We start from the raw sequence: 15,316 nt of genomic DNA, 5'->3' as shown, positions 1-15,316 counted from the left end.
GGTGAGCGTTCACACTAGAAGTGGACGTCATTTTGCCAAGAAGTTGCTGAATGTTTCCTAAATAAAACTTCATCTTGGCAAAACTGCCACCTGTTCATGACTGGCACGAATCGATGTGGGAGGGGGCTTGCTCCCGATAGCGGTGTCTCAGGCAAGAGTTTGTTGACTGACACAGTGCTATCGGGAGCAAGCCCCCTCCCACATGAATGCATATCGCCCGCCCTTAACGGCCGTTTCTTGCAACTTGCATGACTTAAGTAAGTTCAATTTAATTAACTTATTGAAATACAAGGAATTTAAATTATTTGCCGACTGGCATGGTGCCTGCACTGTCCCTTTTGAGACTTGTAACACTATTTTTCATGCCTGGAGCAAAACAACAATGATCACATCCTCATCCGCGCTGCAAGAGTCAAGCACGCTCTCCGGGGTTTCCTGGGGGGCGATCTTCGCCGGGGCCGCTGCGGCGGCTGCGCTGTCACTGATTCTGGTGCTGCTGGGCTTCGGCCTGGGCTTTTCGGCGGTGTCGCCGTGGGCCGATAGCGGTATCAGTGCCAAGGGCCTTGGCATTTCCACGATTGTCTGGCTGGCCTTTACCCAGATCGTCGCTTCGGGCCTGGGTGGCTACATCGCCGGCCGCTTGCGGGTGAAGTGGGCCAACATGCATGGCGATGAAGTGTACTTTCGCGATACCGCCCATGGTTTCCTGGCGTGGGCCGTGGCCACATTGATCACGGCAATGCTGGTGGTCGGTTCGGTCAGCAGTGTCGTCAGTGGTGGTGTGAAAGCCGGTGCCAGCGTTGCGTCGGGCGCCGCCAGTGGCTTGACCCAAGCAGCCGGCAGCGCAGCCAAAGGTGCCGACAGCGGCGACTTCGGCTACTACGTCGACAGCCTGTTCCGCGATGACCGCCCAGCCGCGGTCAGCGACGATGCGGCCCATGCCGTGGTCGGCCGTATCTTCGCCCGGACCCTGAGCAATGACGGTCAACTGGCCGCCGAAGACCGTGCCTACCTGGCCCAGTTGATCACCCAGCGTACCAACCTCAGCCAGGCGGATGCCGAAGCGCGTATCGATAAAGTGTACGGCGATGCCCGTAAAGCCATCGAAGACGCCAAGCTCAAAGTCAAGCAGGCCGCCGAGACCGCCGCGAAAGTGGCTGCCTATACCTCGCTGTGGACCTTCGTGGCGCTGTTGATCGGTGCATTCTTCGCCAGCTTCGCTGCCACCTTCGGCGGTCGCCGCCGGGATGCCGTGGTGTACGTCGAAACCGAAAACTACGTTCGTTAATTCAAGGCCCATTCATTTAAGGAAAGCATCATGCGCTCATTACTGCTGTGGTTCCTCGGCGTGCCGATTCCGGTGATCATTCTGATCGCGATCTTCATGCACTAAACCCGGGCCTGGCTCGGTAAAGGGTGGGAAGGGCTTTGCTCCTTCCCACTTTTCGTTTTGCGCAACGTCAGCCAACTGATGACCAGCAAGGTGCTGGCCAGCGATGTCATGATTACCAACGGTTGTGCAGTGCCATCCGATAGCAGCCCGGTGGCCCAACTGCTCACAGCCGTCACAAACATCTGAATAAAAAAGAACAACCCCGACGCCGTACCGGCAATCGCGCCGTAGGGCTGCAACACCGACAACTGGCAGGCGGGCATCGTCAGCCCCACCGACACCATGATCACCACCATCGGCAACACAATCGCCAGCCAATCCTGCGCCAGCAGTGTCGTGGCCGTCGCAAGCAGTACGCTGCCCAGCACATTCAGGCCGATGGCGAAGCTGATCAAGCGGTCTGCCTCGAACCGCGCTACCAGGCGGCGGAACAGGTTGGCGCCGAACATATAGCCACTGATCGTTGCGGCAAATACCAGGGCGTAGGCGCTCGGCGATAAATCAAAGCCGCGTTGCAGCAACGCCGAAGACTCGCTGATAAACGGAAAATAGGTGCTGTACACGCAGCCGATCGCCAAGGCATAACGCAGGAAATAGCGGTCGCGCAGCAGTTGGCCGTAGATGCTCAGCAAGTGGGTGGGTGGCGCGGCGGCCACTTGTGGCGGACGGGTTTCCGGCAGGCGGCGCTGGACCACCAGGCACAACAGGCTGCCAATCACCGCCAGCAAAACAAACAAACCCCGCCAACCCAAGAGGGGCAACAGCACGCTGCCAAGCACCGGCGCGGCCATGGGCGAGACCGCCATTGCCATGGAGATCAACCCCAGCAAGCGCGCCTGCTCCTGTGGGGCAAAATAGTCGCGCACGATCACCCGGCCTATTACCGTGGTGCAACACCCGCCAAGGGCCTGGAACAGCCGCGCAATGATCAATACCCTCAGGCTGTCGGCCAGTGCGCAGGTGAGGGTTGCCAGTACATACGTCGTCAACCCGGCCAGCAACACCGGACGCCGGCCGAAGCGGTCGGTAAGCGGGCCGCTGACCAGCAAGGAAATCGCCGATCCGAGGGTGTAGAGCGTCAGTACCAGCTGCAGTTGGCTATCGGAGGTCTGGAAGTAGTCGGCCATAGCGGGCAGGGCGGGCAAGTGCAGGTCCAGGGTGAGGCGCGGCAAGCCCACCAGGACCGTCAGCAGCGTTAGCCAGAACCAGGGAGCGAGAATGCGTTGCGTCATGGGCGGTTACTTCGCGAGGGGTAGAGCCCGGACTCTAGCGGCGTTGTGGTTTAATCCGCAGAACCACTTGTGCATGGAAGGATTGGACCACTATGAGCCGAGGAAAAGCCGCCTCCAATCTTGACTTGCCGCGCCCGGACAACTTGGGCGAGGGTAAACAGCAGGGCGCCTATGAGGCTTTGCGGGGGGCGATCCTGACTCGGCAGTTGCCGGCCGACAGCCGTTTGCCATCGACCCGCAGCCTGGCCGAGCGCTGGCAGGTTTCGCGCGGCACCCTTGAGGTCGTGTTCGACCGCTTGCACAGCGAAGGCTATGTGCAGCGCGTGGCGGGCTCTGGCACGCGGGTGCGCGCGGTGATTCCCGAGCAATTCATTGCGGCCCCGGCGTCAAAACAAATGCTGCGCCGCCCGGTTGACCCCGACCCACCCCACGCCGGGGTACAGAGCCATGTGCCCTTTGTCGCACGGCGCCCGGATGCCGGCCTGTTCGACCTGAAAGCCTGGGCGCGTTGCGTCGCCCGTGGGTTGTTGGCCGCAGGCCCTGGTGTACTGGAGGCCGCGCATCCTGGTGGGCTGCCGGCCCTGCGTGAGCACATTGCGGATTACTTGCGCAGTTATCGCGGCATGCACTGCGAGGCGGATGAAGTGATTGTCACCACGGGTATTCGTCATGGCCTTGACCTGATCGCCCGCACGCTGCTCCAACCGGGTGACCTGGCCTGCGTCGAGGACCCCGGCTACACCCCGGCGCGGCGTCTGTTCAAGCTGGCCGGCGCACAGGTGCAGTCGATCCCGGTCACCGCCGAAGGGCTCGATACCGCTCAGTTGCCTGCCCACGCACGACTGGTGTATGTCACCCCCGCGCACCAGGCCCCGCTGGGCGTGACCCTGTCGGTGTCGCACCGTCTGGCGCTGCTGGACTGGGCAAGTCGAGCCGATGCCTGGGTGGTCGAAGACGACTACGACAGCGAGTACAACTACAACAGCGCACCTTTGGCCGCGCTCAAGTCCCTGGATGCGAACGACCGCGTGCTCTACTGCGGCAGCTTCAACAAGAACCTGTTTCCAGGGTTGCGAGTCGGTTTCATGGTGGTGCCCAAAACCCTGCGTCCGTCACTGCTGCGCACCTTGCAACTGACCGGGCATTCGGTGGGCGCCAGCGATCAGTCGGGCCTGGTGGACTTTCTTGGCAGCGGTGCGTTTGTGCGGCATTTGCGCGCTTCGCGTCAGGCCTATCAGGCGCGGCGTGATGCCTTGCTCGCTTGCCTCCCGCCGGACGTCACGGTCACTGGCGAGCAGGCCGGGCTGCATTTTGTGCTGTGGTTACCGGCAGGGGTGCCAGAGGCGGATTTCTGCGCCCGCGCCGCCGACGCCGGGCTGAGTTTGCAGCCACTGGGCAAGTTTTGTGTCGATGTAACGTTGCCGCCCGCCGTGATTGTCGGCTACACCGCATTGACCCTCGCGCAGATCCGCTTCCACGGCCGGGCTCTGGCGCAATTGCTGTAGGAGCGCGTCAGTCGTCGAACCCGACCTGCTCATGAATTTCATCCACCTTCAATTCCAACCGATAGGCCACCGCAATAAACAACGCCTGGCACAGGCACAAGGTGGCGCTCAGCGAGCGAAAGGCAAACGATGAGCCTTCATTGACCAACAGCACCGCATTCGCGCGCTTGGCCAGCGGCGACAGGTTGCTGTCGGTGATGATCAAGGTCTTGGCCTGGTGATGCTGGGCAATGCGCAGGCAGTGCTGGGTCTCTTTGCCGTAGGGCGTAAAACTGATGGCAATCACCAGGTCATTGGCGCGCACGCTGCGCATCTGCTCGCGATAACTGCCGCCTAGCCCCGAGATCAGGTGGATGCGCTTGTTGGTGTGCTGCAGGTTGTAGACCAGGTAGTCGGCCACGGCAAAGGAACGGCGCACACCGACCACGTAGATGTTGTCGGCATTGACCACCAGGTCCACGGCTTTCTCGAAGGCCGCATCGTCCAGTTCCAGGCCCAGGCGTTCGATCCCGGACAGGGTGGCGTTGACACACTCACGCGCCAGGTCGCCGCCGCTGGCTTTCTGCGACTTGTTGGCGATCATGCTGCGGATGCGCTGCTGGTAGTTCTGCACCGGTGTGGTCTTGTGGGTATAGGCCTCGCGAAACAGCGCCTGCATTTCACTGAAACCGCTGAAGCCGAAACGCTGGGAAAACCGCACGATGGCCGAGGGGTGCACTTCGCATTCACGGGCGATGTCACTGATGCGATCGACCATGATCCGGTCGCTCTGCTGGCTCATGTAACTGGCGATGCGCTTGAGCTGGCGCGGCAGGCTTTCGTATTCGTCGGTGATCAGCTGCAACAGGCGTTCGGCATTGATCGGAGGGCTGGCGACAGTTGCTTCCAGGGTGGTCTCGGGATCGGTGCGGGACATGGGCAATCCTTCTGGCGTGTTCGTCTGATGCGCTGATGGGTGGTGCAAGTCTACAGGGTAGGCGCAAAAAAATACCTCGGCATCACGGCCCGCGTGGCCTGCTGAAACGATGCACGGGCGCTGGCGTGCCGCTATGCTGACGTATTGGAAAATATATTCCACTAAAAATAATTATGGAATAAATATTGATTGCCGCCGTCGGACGTTCTAGTCTGCTCCCACCAAGAGCGTTTGCCGCCACTACGGCGGCACAACGCAGGCTGATAAAAATAACAGGAGCCAGCATGGGCCAGACTCGTTTTGCCAGTGGGCGTCAATTGGATCTGATTTGCCTGGGGCGCCTGGGCGTCGACCTCTACGCGCAGCAAGTGGGTGCGCGGCTTGAGGATGTGTCCAGCTTTGCCAAATACCTCGGCGGTTCCTCCGCCAACATCGCCTTCGGCACTGCCCGGCTGGGGCTCAAGTCGGCGATGCTGAGCCGGGTGGGCGACGACCATATGGGCCGTTTTCTGATCGAATCCCTGGCCCGCGAAGGTTGCGATGTCAGCGGCATCAAGGTCGACCCCGAACGCCTCACCGCCCTGGTGCTGCTGGGTCTCAAAGACCGTGAAACCTTTCCCCTGGTGTTCTACCGCGAAAACTGCGCCGACATGGCCCTGCGCGCCGAAGACATCAGCGAAGCCTTTGTTGCATCGAGCAAGGCGCTGCTGATCACCGGCACGCATTTCTCCACCGACGGTGTGTACAAGGCCAGCATTCAGGCGCTGGATTACGCAGCCAAACACAACGTCAAACGGGTGCTGGATATCGACTACCGCCCTGTGCTGTGGGGCTTGGCGGGCAAGGCCGATGGCGAAACCCGTTTTGTTGCCGACCAGAATGTCAGCCAGCATGTGCAGAAAATCCTGGCGCGTTTCGACCTGATCGTCGGCACTGAAGAAGAATTCCTCATCGCCGGTGGTAGTGAAGACCTGCTCACCGCCCTGCGCACGGTGCGCGAACTGACGGCCGCCACCCTGGTGGTCAAGCTCGGCCCGCAAGGCTGCACGGTGATCCACGGCGAGATCCCTGCGCGGTTGGAGGATGGGGCGATCTATCCCGGTGTGCGCGTTGAAGTGCTTAATGTGCTGGGTGCTGGCGATGCCTTCATGTCAGGCTTTCTCAGTGGCTGGCTCAACGACGCCAGCGACGAGCGTTGCAGCCAGTTGGCCAATGCCTGTGGCGGCCTGGTGGTCTCGCGGCACGCCTGTGCGCCGGCCATGCCCACGCCCGCCGAACTCGATTACCTGTTCAACAGCCCGGTGCCGATCACCCGTCCCGATCAGGATGCGACCCTGCAGCGCCTGCACCGCGTCACGGTGCCGCGCAAGGCTTGGAAGCAACTGTTCGTGTTTGCCTTCGATCACCGCTGGCAGCTGGTGGACCTGGCGCAAAAAGGCGGCCAGGACTTGACGCGAATCAGCGCCATCAAGCAGCTGTTTATCCAGGCCATCGAACGTGTGGAGACCAAGCTCGCCGAGCAGGGCATCGAGGCCGACGTGGGCCTGCTAGCCGATCAGCGTTTTGGCCAGGATGCCCTCAATGCCGCCAGCGGCCGAGGCTGGTGGATTGCCCGCCCGGTCGAAGTGCAGAACTCACGGCCTCTGGCGTTCGAACACGGTCGCTCGGTGGGCAGCAACCTGATTGCCTGGCCCCAGGAACAGATCATCAAATGCCTGGTGCAATTTCACCCCGATGACGAACCTATGCTGCGCCTGGAACAGGAGGCGCAGCTCAAGGCGGTGTATGAGGCGTCCATCGTCAGCGGCCATGAACTGCTGCTGGAAGTCATCCCGCCCAAGGATCACCCCTCCACTTATCCCGACGTTTTGTATCGCAGCCTCAAGCGCCTGTACAACTTGGGTATCTACCCGGCCTGGTGGAAGATCGAAGCGCAGTCGGCCGCCGACTGGAAAAAGCTCGACGAACTGATCCAGGAGCGCGACCCGTACTGCCGTGGCGTGGTGTTGCTTGGCCTGAACGCGTCGGCTGAATGTCTTGCCGACGGTTTTCAACAAGCCCGCCTGAGCACCACCTGCCGCGGATTTGCCGTCGGCCGCACGATCTTCCAGGAGCCGAGCCGGGCGTGGATGGCGGGGGAGATCGATGATGAGACCTTGATCCAGCAGGTACAGGCTACCTTCGAACAACTCATCAACGCCTGGCGCAGTGCTCGAATTTAGTCACACATTCCAAATGTGCAATGCAATCCAATGTGGGAGGGAGCAAGCCCCCTCCCACATAAAGCAGATCTCAGTGATCTCTAGAGAAAACAATAAAAGGTGCAGCCATGCCCGCAATCCGAATTGGCATCAACCCGATCTCCTGGAGCAATGACGACCTCCCGGCCCTTGGCGGTGAAACCCCGCTGAGCACGGCCCTGAGTGAAGGCAAGGACATCGGCTACGAAGGTTTTGAACTCAATGGCAAGTTTCCCAAGGATGCCAAGGGCGTCGGCGACGTGCTGCGTCCCTATGATCTGGCGCTGGTCTCGGGCTGGTACTCCAGCCGCCTGGCCCGTCGTTCGGTGGCCGAGGAGATCGAGGCCATTGCCGGCCATGTCGAACTGCTCAAACAAAACGGCGCCAACGTACTGGTATACGGCGAAGTCGCCGATTCGATCCAGGGTTCACGCATTCGCCTGATAGAACGTCCGCGTTTTCATAGCGAACAGGCCTGGCAGGCGTACGCCGACAAGCTCACCGAGCTGGCGCGTTTCACCTTGTCTCAAGGCGTGCGCCTGGCCTACCACCACCATATGGGCGCCTACGTCGAGTCTCCCGAAGACATTGACCAGTTGATAAAACGCACGGGGCCGGAAGTCGGCCTGCTGTTCGATTCGGGCCACTGCTACATGGGCGGCGGCGAACCCATCGAGGTGTTGCGCAAGCACATCGACCGCGTTTGCCATGTGCATTTCAAGGACGTGCGCAAACCCGTGGTGCAATTGGCGCGCAATCAGATGTGGAGTTTTCCCGATTGCATCGTCAACGGCACTTTCACCGTGCCAGGGGACGGCGATATCGACTTTGCGTCGTTACTGGACGTGCTGCTCGCTGCGAACTACGCAGGCTGGCTGGTGGTGGAAGCCGAGCAGGACCCGGCCGTGGCGCCCAGTTATATCTACGCGAAAAAGGGCTATGACACCTTGCGTGCGCTTCTCAACGAGAGGGTTTGAGTGATGAGCTTGTTGGTCAAAAGCAGCAAACGCGGGCAAACCATGGTTGCCCTGGAGGCGGGGCGCCTGGAGTACGTAGGCTTCGCCGCTTACCGCTTGAGCCTGGGCGAAACCTTGCCGGTCAGCGCGGGCGATCAGGAGCTGTGCCTGGTGCTGCTCAGCGGTCGGGTGAATATCGAAGGCGAAGGCTTCAATTGGCAGAACCTGGGTGATCGCCAGTCGGTGTTCGAAGACAAATCACCGTTCGCCGCCTATTTGCCGCCGGGCACCGACGCCCAGGTCACGGCCCTGAGCGATGTACAGATCGCCGTGTGTGCGGCGCCGGGTGCGGCGGGTTTTGCCCCGCGCCTGATCCGCCCCGAGCAGTGCAAACGCAGTGTGCGCGGCAAAGGCGCCAACACCCGCTACGTCTGCGACATCCTGCCCGACAGCGAGCCGGCCCATTCGCTGCTGGTGGTGGAAGTGCGCACACCGTCGGGGCATTCCTCAAGTTACCCGCCGCACAAACACGATACCGATGACCTGCCGCACCAGAGCTTTCTGGAAGAAACCTACTACCACCAGGTCAATCCACCCCAGGGCTTTGTGTTCCAGCGCGTGTACACCGACGACCGCAGCATCGACCAGGCCATGGCCGTGGAAAACAGCGACCTGGTGGTGGTGCCCAAGGGATATCACCCGGTCAGCGTGCCGTATGGCTACGAGTCTTATTACCTCAATGTCATGGCCGGCCCCAAGCGCGCCTGGCATTTCCATAACGACCCGCAGCACAGTTGGCTGCTGGACCTTTAAACGGTTTTGGACGGAGAACAACAACAATGAAGTCGCCGCTACGTTTTGCCCTTAACCGTATGGTCGCGCCTGACTTGCCCCTGGCGGATTTTATCCAGCTGGCCAAAGCCCTCCAGTGCGATGCCATCGAGATTCGCAACGACCTCAAAAACCGCGAAATCGAATACGGCATGTCCGCCGCCCGCGTGCGTGAGTTGTGCGCGGCGCAGGGCATCAAGGTACTGTCGATCAACGCGCTGTACCCTTTTGATGTGTGGAACGACGAACGCCGCGCTCAGGCAATCGAACTGGCCACCTACGCCCGTGAGTGCGGGGCCCAGGGCCTGGTGATGTGCCCGTTCAATCAGCCTGGCGATACGCGTAACGACGCGCAGCGCGCCGCTGGTTTGCGCACCGCGTTGAGCGAACTGGCATTGATCCTGCGTGAGTACGGGATTCTCGGTTTCATCGAACCCCTGGGCTTCGCAGTATCCGCCCTGCGCCGCAAGCGCGTGGCAGTGGATGCAATCAAGGCCATCGGTGGCCTGGATGTGTTTCGTGTGGTGCATGACACCTTTCACCATCATTTGGCCGGCGAGCATGAGTTCTTCCCGGAGCTGACCGGGCTGGTGCATATCTCCGGGGTGGAAGACCACGAGGCGCCGCTTGACTCAATCCGCGACGGCCACCGCGTGCTGGTGGGCGAGGACGATATTCTCGGGAATGCGGCGCAGATCGACACCTTGCTGAGCACCGGCTACAGCGGCTATCTGTCGTTCGAGCCGTTTGCCGAAAGCGTGCATGGGTTGGCGGATATCCGGCAGGCGTTGGGGGCAAGCATCGCCCACCTGCAAAAACGATAAGGGGCGTGACATGAGCACCACACGATTGACCATGGCCCAGGCCCTGGTGAAGTTTCTGGATAACCAATACATCGAAGTCGACGGCGTACAGAGCAAGTTCGTTGCCGGGGTGTTCACTATTTTCGGGCATGGCAATGTGTTGGGCCTTGGCCAGGCGCTTGAGCAGGACAGCGGCGACCTGGTGGTGCACCAGGGCCGCAACGAACAAGGCATGGCCCATGCCGCCATCGGGTTTGCCAAGCAGCACCTGCGCCGCAAGATCTATGCGTGCACGGCCTCGGTGGGGCCTGGCGCTGCGAATATGCTCACTGCCGCAGCCACCGCCACGGCCAACCGCATACCGCTGCTGCTGTTGCCCGGCGATGTCTACGCCAGCCGCCAGCCCGACCCGGTGCTGCAGCAGATCGAGCAGTTCCACGACCTGAGCATCAGCACCAACGACGCGTTCCGCGCCGTGAGCAAATACTGGGACCGCATCAACCGCCCCGAACAGTTGATGACGGCGGCGATCCACGCCATGCGCGTGCTCACCGACCCTGCCGAAACCGGCGCGGTGACATTGGCCTTGCCCCAGGATGTGCAGGCCGAGGCCTGGGACTATCCCGACTACTTCCTGCAAAAGCGCGTGCACCGTATCGACCGGCGCCCGGCCACCGCCGCGATGATCGGCGATGCGCTGGCGGCGTTTCGCGGCAAGCGCAAACCGCTGATCATTTGTGGCGGCGGGGTGAAGTACTCCGGCGCCAATGCGGCGCTGCAAGCCTTTGCCGAGCGCTTTGAGATTCCCTTTGCCGAAACCCAGGCAGGCAAGAGCGCGGTTGTCTCCAGCCATGCACTGAACGTCGGCGGCATCGGCGAAACCGGCTGCCTGGCGGCGAACCTGCTGGCCCCCGAGGCGGACCTGATCATCGGCATCGGCACGCGGTATACCGACTTCACGACCTCGTCGAAATCGCTGTTCAAGCACCCCGAGGTGACTTTTCTCAACCTCAATGTCAGCGCCTGCGACGCGTTGAAGCTGGACGGTGTGCAAGTGGTGGCGGATGCCAGAGTCGCGCTTGAAGCGCTGGCCGATGCCCTCGGCGATTACCGTTCCGGCTGGGGCGAGCAGATCGCTGACGCCAAGGCGCAACTGAATGCCGAAGTGGATCGCGTGTACCAGGTGCAATACTCAGACGATGATTTCGTGCCGGAAGTTGACGACCTTCTGGACCGCGCCGTACTGCGCGAGTTTATCGAGCTGACCGGCTCCTGCCTGACCCAAAGCCGCGTACTGGGCGTGCTCAACCAGGCGCTGGCCGACGATGCGATCATCGTCGCCGCCGCCGGCAGCCTGCCCGGGGACTTGCAGCGCGCCTGGCGCAGCAAGGGCGTCAATACCTATCACGTCGAATACGGGTATTCGTGCATGGGCTACGAGATCAATGCCGCCCTGGGCGTGAAGCTCGCCGAGCCGACCAAAGAGGTCTACGCCCTGGTCGGTGACGGCTCCTACATGATGCTGCACTCGGAGCTGGCCACTTCGATCCAGGAACGGCGCAAGATCAACGTGGTGCTGCTCGACAACATGGCCTTCGGTTGCATCAACAACCTGCAAATCGGCAATGGCATGGACAGCTTCGGCACCGAGTTTCGCTTCCGCAACCCCGAGAGCGGCAAGCTCGACGGCGGCCTGGTGCCGGTGGATTTCGCCATGAGTGCGGCGGCCTATGGTTGCAAGACCTACAAGGTCAGCACGCTAGAGCAGCTGGAAGCGGCCCTTGCCGATGCGCGCACGCAAACCGTCTCGACGCTGATCGATATCAAAGTGCTGCCCAAGACCATGGTCCACGGCTACCTGTCGTGGTGGCGGGTAGGTGTGGCGCAGGTGTCCACCAGTGAACGCACGAATGCAGCGGCAAAAAAACTCAATGAGCACCTGGCCAAGGCCCGGCAGTACTAATAACAAGAGGAGTGTTTACATGTCTTTGAAGCTTGGAGTGATTGGTACGGGCGCCATTGGCCGGGACCATATCCGTCGTTGCAGCCAGACCTTGCTCAACAGCCAGGTGGTGGCGGTCACCGATATCAACCTTGCGCAGGCCGCGCAGGTGGTGGCGGACTTGAAGCTGGACGCCGAGGTGTACCCTGACGGCCATGCGCTGATCAACTCGCCAGAGGTCGAAGCGATCCTTGTGACCTCATGGGGCCCGAGCCACGAAGAATTCGTGCTGGCCGCCATCGCCGCCGGCAAACCGGTGTTCTGTGAAAAACCCCTGGCGGTCACCGCGCAAGGCTGCCGCAAGATCGTCGAGGCCGAAGTGGCCTGCGGTAAGCGCCTGGTGCAGGTGGGCTTCATGCGTCCGTATGACGAAGGCTATCGGGCCTTGAAAACCGTGATCGACAGCGGCCAGATCGGCGAGCCGTTGATGCTGCATTGCGCGCACCGTAACCCGACGGTGGGCGAGAATTACAACACCGACATGGCGATCACCGACACCCTGATCCACGAACTGGACGTGCTGCGTTGGTTGCTCAATGACGACTATGTGTCCGTGCAGGTGGTCTTCCCGCGCAAGACCAGCAAGGCCCTGGCCCACCTGCGCGACCCGCAGATCGTGCTGCTGGAAACCGCCAAGGGCACGCGTATCGACGTGGAGGTATTTGTGAACTGCCAATACGGCTACGACATCCAGTGCGAAGTGGTGGGGGAGACCGGCATCGCCAAGTTGCCGGAGCCGTCCCAGGTGCAACTGCGCAGCGGTGCGAAGCTGTCCAATGCGATCCTGATGGATTGGAAAGATCGCTTTATCGGTGCCTATGACGTGGAGTTGCAGGCGTTTATCGACAGCGTGCGGGCTGGGCAGGTCGGCGGGCCGTCGGCGTGGGATGGGTATGCGGCGGCAGTGGCGGCGGATGCGTGTATTGAAGCCCAGGGCAGTGGGCAGATTGTGCCGGTGAGCTTGCCGGATCGCCCACACTTCTACGGCTGATCCCAATCTCACAGGTGGAACCTGGTCAATGTGGGAGGGGGCAAGCCCCCTCCCACATTTGAACAGTGTTTGCACTTCAAAGCAGGAGTGAATCATGCGAATTGGACTAGTCGGCTATGGCCACGGAGGGCGCTTCTTTCATGCGCCGCTGATTGCGACGTTGCCTGGTGCGACGTTTGTGGGCGTTGTCACACGCTCGCCGGAGCGTCGCCAGCAATTAAGTACCGATCTACCAGGCGTGAAGGCCTTCGACTCCATCGGCCAGATCGTCGAAGCCGGCGTCGACGCCCTGGTGATTTCCACCACCCTCAAAGGTCGCCCAGCGTTGGTACTGGAAGCCATCGAACACGGCGTGGCGGTGGTCAGCGACAAACCCTTTGCGGCCAACGCCGAACAAGCCCAAGCCCTGATCACTGCCGCCGAGCGCCAGGGCTCGCTGCTCAGCGTCTACCAGAATCGGCGCTGGGATTCGGATTACCTGACTCTGCGCAAACTCATCGATGCCGGTGCCCTGGGCACCATCACCCGCTTTGAATCTCGTGTAGAACGCTACAGCCCACAAGCCGTGGGCAATGCCAGCGGCGGCGGGTGGCTGCGTGACCTGGGCAGCCACTTGGTCGATCAGGCGCTGCAACTGTTCGGCCCGGTGGGCCGAGTGTTCGCCCAACTGCACTACACCCCTGAACACCCCAGCGTGGATCACGGCTTTTTTGTTTCCCTGAGCCACGCCAACGGCGTGATTTCACACCTGTGGGGCAACGCCTTGCAGAACAGCCAGGCGCCGCGCTTTCGTGTCAGTGGCACCTTGGGTTGCTACACCGTCGAAGGGTTGGATGGCCAGGAAGAAGCGCTGATCGCCGGTAAATCGCCGAAGACCGAAGGCGAGCACTGGGGCGCGGAGGAGCATCGACGCTGGGGCTGGTTCGAACAAGGCTCGGAGCGTGAGCGGGTGCCGTCGGAAAAGGGCTGCTGGACGCAGTTCTATCGCCAGTTGCAGTTGGCCGTGCAAGGGCAGGGACCGCTGCCGGTGAGCGCCTATGACGCGCTGGAAACCACCCGTATATTGGACGCCGCACGCCTGAGCGCCGAGCGCCAGCAAGTGGTTTCGACAAAAATAGAATAAAATTCTAAAACAGGTTGATATGGAAATTATTTTCTAATACAGTCGTTTCCAGGTTGCATAAAGTACGTCCCGGACCCAGCGGGCGACTCAACAAAAACAAGATCAAAAACAACCAGGTACCGTCAGATGAAAATCTTCAACGCTGTACTTCGAGTTTTACGCCCCGCCCAAGCGCCACGCGGACTGCCCCGCGCCCGGCCGTTCTACTTCTCCTTCCTTAACGTGCTGTGCGTCGAAAACCAGGGCGCGCTGGTGTGCTGCATTCCAGGGGCGCCAGTGGTGCGACTGACAGCCGAGTCCTGATAAACGCAACGTCGAAAAAAACCAACAAGAAAGTGGAGACAGACCGTTCATGAAGACCCCGATCCGTTTTACCGCGCTGGCCCTGTCCATGCTGCTGGCCAGTGGCGTTGCCGGCGCCGCCGATCTGAAGGTGGGCGTCACGATGTCTGCGTTCGATGACACCTTCCTCACCTACCTGCGCGAAGACATGGATAAGCAAGCCAAGTCCTACCCCAAGGGCGATGGCGTGCAATTGCAGTTTGAAGACGCGCGGGCCGATGTGGTCAAGCAATTGAGCCAGGTCGAGAACTTTATCAGCCAGAAAGTCGACGCCATTATCGTCAACCCGGTCGATACCGCTTCGACCAAGAACATCATTGCGGCTGCGACCAAGGCGGGCATTCCGCTGGTGTTCGTCAACCGCCGCCCGGACCAGAAAGACTTGCCCAAGGACGTGGTGGCAGTGACCTCCGATGACGTCGAGGCCGGGCGCCTGCAAATGCAATACATCGCCGAAAAACTCGGCGGCAAGGGCAAGATCGTGATCCTGCTGGGTGACCTGGCGAACAACTCCACCACCAACCGCACCAAGGGTGTCAAGGAAGTGCTGGCCAAGTACCCGGACATCAAGATCGAGCAGGAGCAGACCGGCGCCTGGCTGCGTGACCGGGGCATGACCCTGGTCAACGACTGGTTGACCCAGGGGCGTGATTTCAATGCGGTGCTGGCCAACAACGATGAGATGGCGATCGGGGCGTCCATGGCCCTGCGATCGGCCGGCAAGGAAAAAGGCAGCGTGCTGATTGCCGGTGTTGACGGTACGCCGGATGGCTTGAACGCGATCACCAAGGGTGACATGGCCGCCTCGGCGTTCCAGGACGCCAAGGGCCAAGCGGTGGGTTCCGTGGAAGCGGCGCGCAAGATGGCCAAAAAAGAGCCGGTGGAGCAGAACGTGGTGATCCCGTTCCAGTTGATCACCCCGGACAACGTCAAAGACTTCAAGTAGCCCTGACACAACAACAATAAGCCGGCAGGGCGGTCA

General features: G+C 61.1%; 13 protein-coding genes. 11 read left to right on the top strand and 2 right to left on the bottom strand.

The window, feature by feature from the left end:
• Positions 1-382 precede the first annotated feature (382 nt).
• Positions 383-1,288: a hypothetical protein gene (locus TK42_RS13135; protein WP_103734388.1), complete on the top strand. Its 906-nt coding sequence runs from the start codon at positions 383-385 to the stop codon at positions 1,286-1,288.
• 101 nt (positions 1,289-1,389) lie between these two features.
• Here TK42_RS13135 and TK42_RS13130 read toward each other — a convergent pair whose 3' ends face one another.
• Positions 1,390-2,625: a multidrug effflux MFS transporter gene (locus TK42_RS13130; protein WP_103734387.1), complete on the bottom strand. Its 1,236-nt coding sequence runs from the start codon at positions 2,623-2,625 to the stop codon at positions 1,390-1,392.
• A 92-nt stretch (positions 2,626-2,717) separates the two neighbouring features.
• Here TK42_RS13130 and TK42_RS13125 point away from each other — a divergent pair, with 92 nt between their 5' ends.
• A complete protein-coding gene (locus TK42_RS13125; protein ID WP_078821131.1) occupies positions 2,718-4,130 on the top strand; it encodes a PLP-dependent aminotransferase family protein in 1,413 nt (470 codons plus the stop codon).
• A gap of 7 nt (positions 4,131-4,137) precedes the next feature.
• Here TK42_RS13125 and TK42_RS13120 read toward each other — a convergent pair whose 3' ends face one another.
• On the bottom strand, positions 4,138-5,046 hold the full coding sequence (locus TK42_RS13120) for a MurR/RpiR family transcriptional regulator (RefSeq protein WP_032876193.1): 909 nt from the start codon (positions 5,044-5,046) through the stop codon (positions 4,138-4,140).
• A 284-nt stretch (positions 5,047-5,330) separates the two neighbouring features.
• Here TK42_RS13120 and iolC point away from each other — a divergent pair, with 284 nt between their 5' ends.
• From iolC to TK42_RS13080, 9 genes are all read left to right on the top strand, one after another.
• Positions 5,331-7,268 (top strand): 5-dehydro-2-deoxygluconokinase, encoded by a 1,938-nt coding sequence (gene iolC, locus TK42_RS13115; protein WP_078821132.1) that lies wholly within the window; start codon positions 5,331-5,333, stop codon positions 7,266-7,268.
• Positions 7,269-7,375: 107 nt separating this feature from the next.
• Positions 7,376-8,263, top strand: coding sequence for a myo-inosose-2 dehydratase (gene iolE, locus TK42_RS13110; RefSeq protein WP_103734386.1), 888 nt, complete (start codon positions 7,376-7,378; stop codon positions 8,261-8,263).
• 3 nt (positions 8,264-8,266) lie between these two features.
• Positions 8,267-9,055, top strand: a complete 789-nt coding sequence (iolB, locus tag TK42_RS13105) for a 5-deoxy-glucuronate isomerase (RefSeq protein ID WP_005787728.1) — start codon at positions 8,267-8,269, stop codon at positions 9,053-9,055.
• A 26-nt stretch (positions 9,056-9,081) separates the two neighbouring features.
• Complete coding sequence (locus TK42_RS13100; RefSeq protein ID WP_078821135.1) at positions 9,082-9,897, top strand: TIM barrel protein; 816 nt, start codon at positions 9,082-9,084, stop codon at positions 9,895-9,897.
• A 10-nt stretch (positions 9,898-9,907) separates the two neighbouring features.
• A complete protein-coding gene (gene iolD / locus TK42_RS13095) occupies positions 9,908-11,839 on the top strand; it encodes a 3D-(3,5/4)-trihydroxycyclohexane-1,2-dione acylhydrolase (decyclizing) (protein ID WP_103734385.1) in 1,932 nt (643 codons plus the stop codon).
• 19 nt (positions 11,840-11,858) lie between these two features.
• On the top strand, positions 11,859-12,869 hold the full coding sequence (locus TK42_RS13090) for a Gfo/Idh/MocA family protein (protein WP_103734384.1): 1,011 nt from the start codon (positions 11,859-11,861) through the stop codon (positions 12,867-12,869).
• A gap of 94 nt (positions 12,870-12,963) precedes the next feature.
• A complete protein-coding gene (locus tag TK42_RS13085; protein ID WP_103734383.1) occupies positions 12,964-13,992 on the top strand; it encodes a Gfo/Idh/MocA family oxidoreductase in 1,029 nt (342 codons plus the stop codon).
• 126 nt (positions 13,993-14,118) lie between these two features.
• A complete protein-coding gene (locus tag TK42_RS26975) occupies positions 14,119-14,295 on the top strand; it encodes a hypothetical protein (protein ID WP_005787736.1) in 177 nt (58 codons plus the stop codon).
• A gap of 49 nt (positions 14,296-14,344) precedes the next feature.
• A complete protein-coding gene (locus TK42_RS13080; RefSeq protein WP_032876172.1) occupies positions 14,345-15,280 on the top strand; it encodes a sugar ABC transporter substrate-binding protein in 936 nt (311 codons plus the stop codon).
• The last annotated feature ends 36 nt before the right edge of the window (positions 15,281-15,316 follow it).

The organism is Pseudomonas sp. GZJR-8 (genome assembly GCF_002916705.1).
Classification (GTDB): domain Bacteria; phylum Pseudomonadota; class Gammaproteobacteria; order Pseudomonadales; family Pseudomonadaceae; genus Aquipseudomonas; species Aquipseudomonas synxantha_A.
The sequence above is the reverse complement of the archived record's forward strand: the minus strand, read 5'-3'. Positions and strand labels throughout refer to the sequence as shown.

Coding starts and splice junctions, on each gene's coding strand:
- TK42_RS13135 (WP_103734388.1), top strand. CDS start 383: ATGATCACATCCTCATCCGCGCTGCAAGAGTCAAGCACGCTCTCCGGG.
- TK42_RS13130 (WP_103734387.1), bottom strand. CDS start 2,625: ATGACGCAACGCATTCTCGCTCCCTGGTTCTGGCTAACGCTGCTGACG.
- TK42_RS13125 (WP_078821131.1), top strand. CDS start 2,718: ATGAGCCGAGGAAAAGCCGCCTCCAATCTTGACTTGCCGCGCCCGGAC.
- TK42_RS13120 (WP_032876193.1), bottom strand. CDS start 5,046: ATGTCCCGCACCGATCCCGAGACCACCCTGGAAGCAACTGTCGCCAGC.
- iolC (WP_078821132.1), top strand. CDS start 5,331: ATGGGCCAGACTCGTTTTGCCAGTGGGCGTCAATTGGATCTGATTTGC.
- iolE (WP_103734386.1), top strand. CDS start 7,376: ATGCCCGCAATCCGAATTGGCATCAACCCGATCTCCTGGAGCAATGAC.
- iolB (WP_005787728.1), top strand. CDS start 8,267: ATGAGCTTGTTGGTCAAAAGCAGCAAACGCGGGCAAACCATGGTTGCC.
- TK42_RS13100 (WP_078821135.1), top strand. CDS start 9,082: ATGAAGTCGCCGCTACGTTTTGCCCTTAACCGTATGGTCGCGCCTGAC.
- iolD (WP_103734385.1), top strand. CDS start 9,908: ATGAGCACCACACGATTGACCATGGCCCAGGCCCTGGTGAAGTTTCTG.
- TK42_RS13090 (WP_103734384.1), top strand. CDS start 11,859: ATGTCTTTGAAGCTTGGAGTGATTGGTACGGGCGCCATTGGCCGGGAC.
- TK42_RS13085 (WP_103734383.1), top strand. CDS start 12,964: ATGCGAATTGGACTAGTCGGCTATGGCCACGGAGGGCGCTTCTTTCAT.
- TK42_RS26975 (WP_005787736.1), top strand. CDS start 14,119: ATGAAAATCTTCAACGCTGTACTTCGAGTTTTACGCCCCGCCCAAGCG.
- TK42_RS13080 (WP_032876172.1), top strand. CDS start 14,345: ATGAAGACCCCGATCCGTTTTACCGCGCTGGCCCTGTCCATGCTGCTG.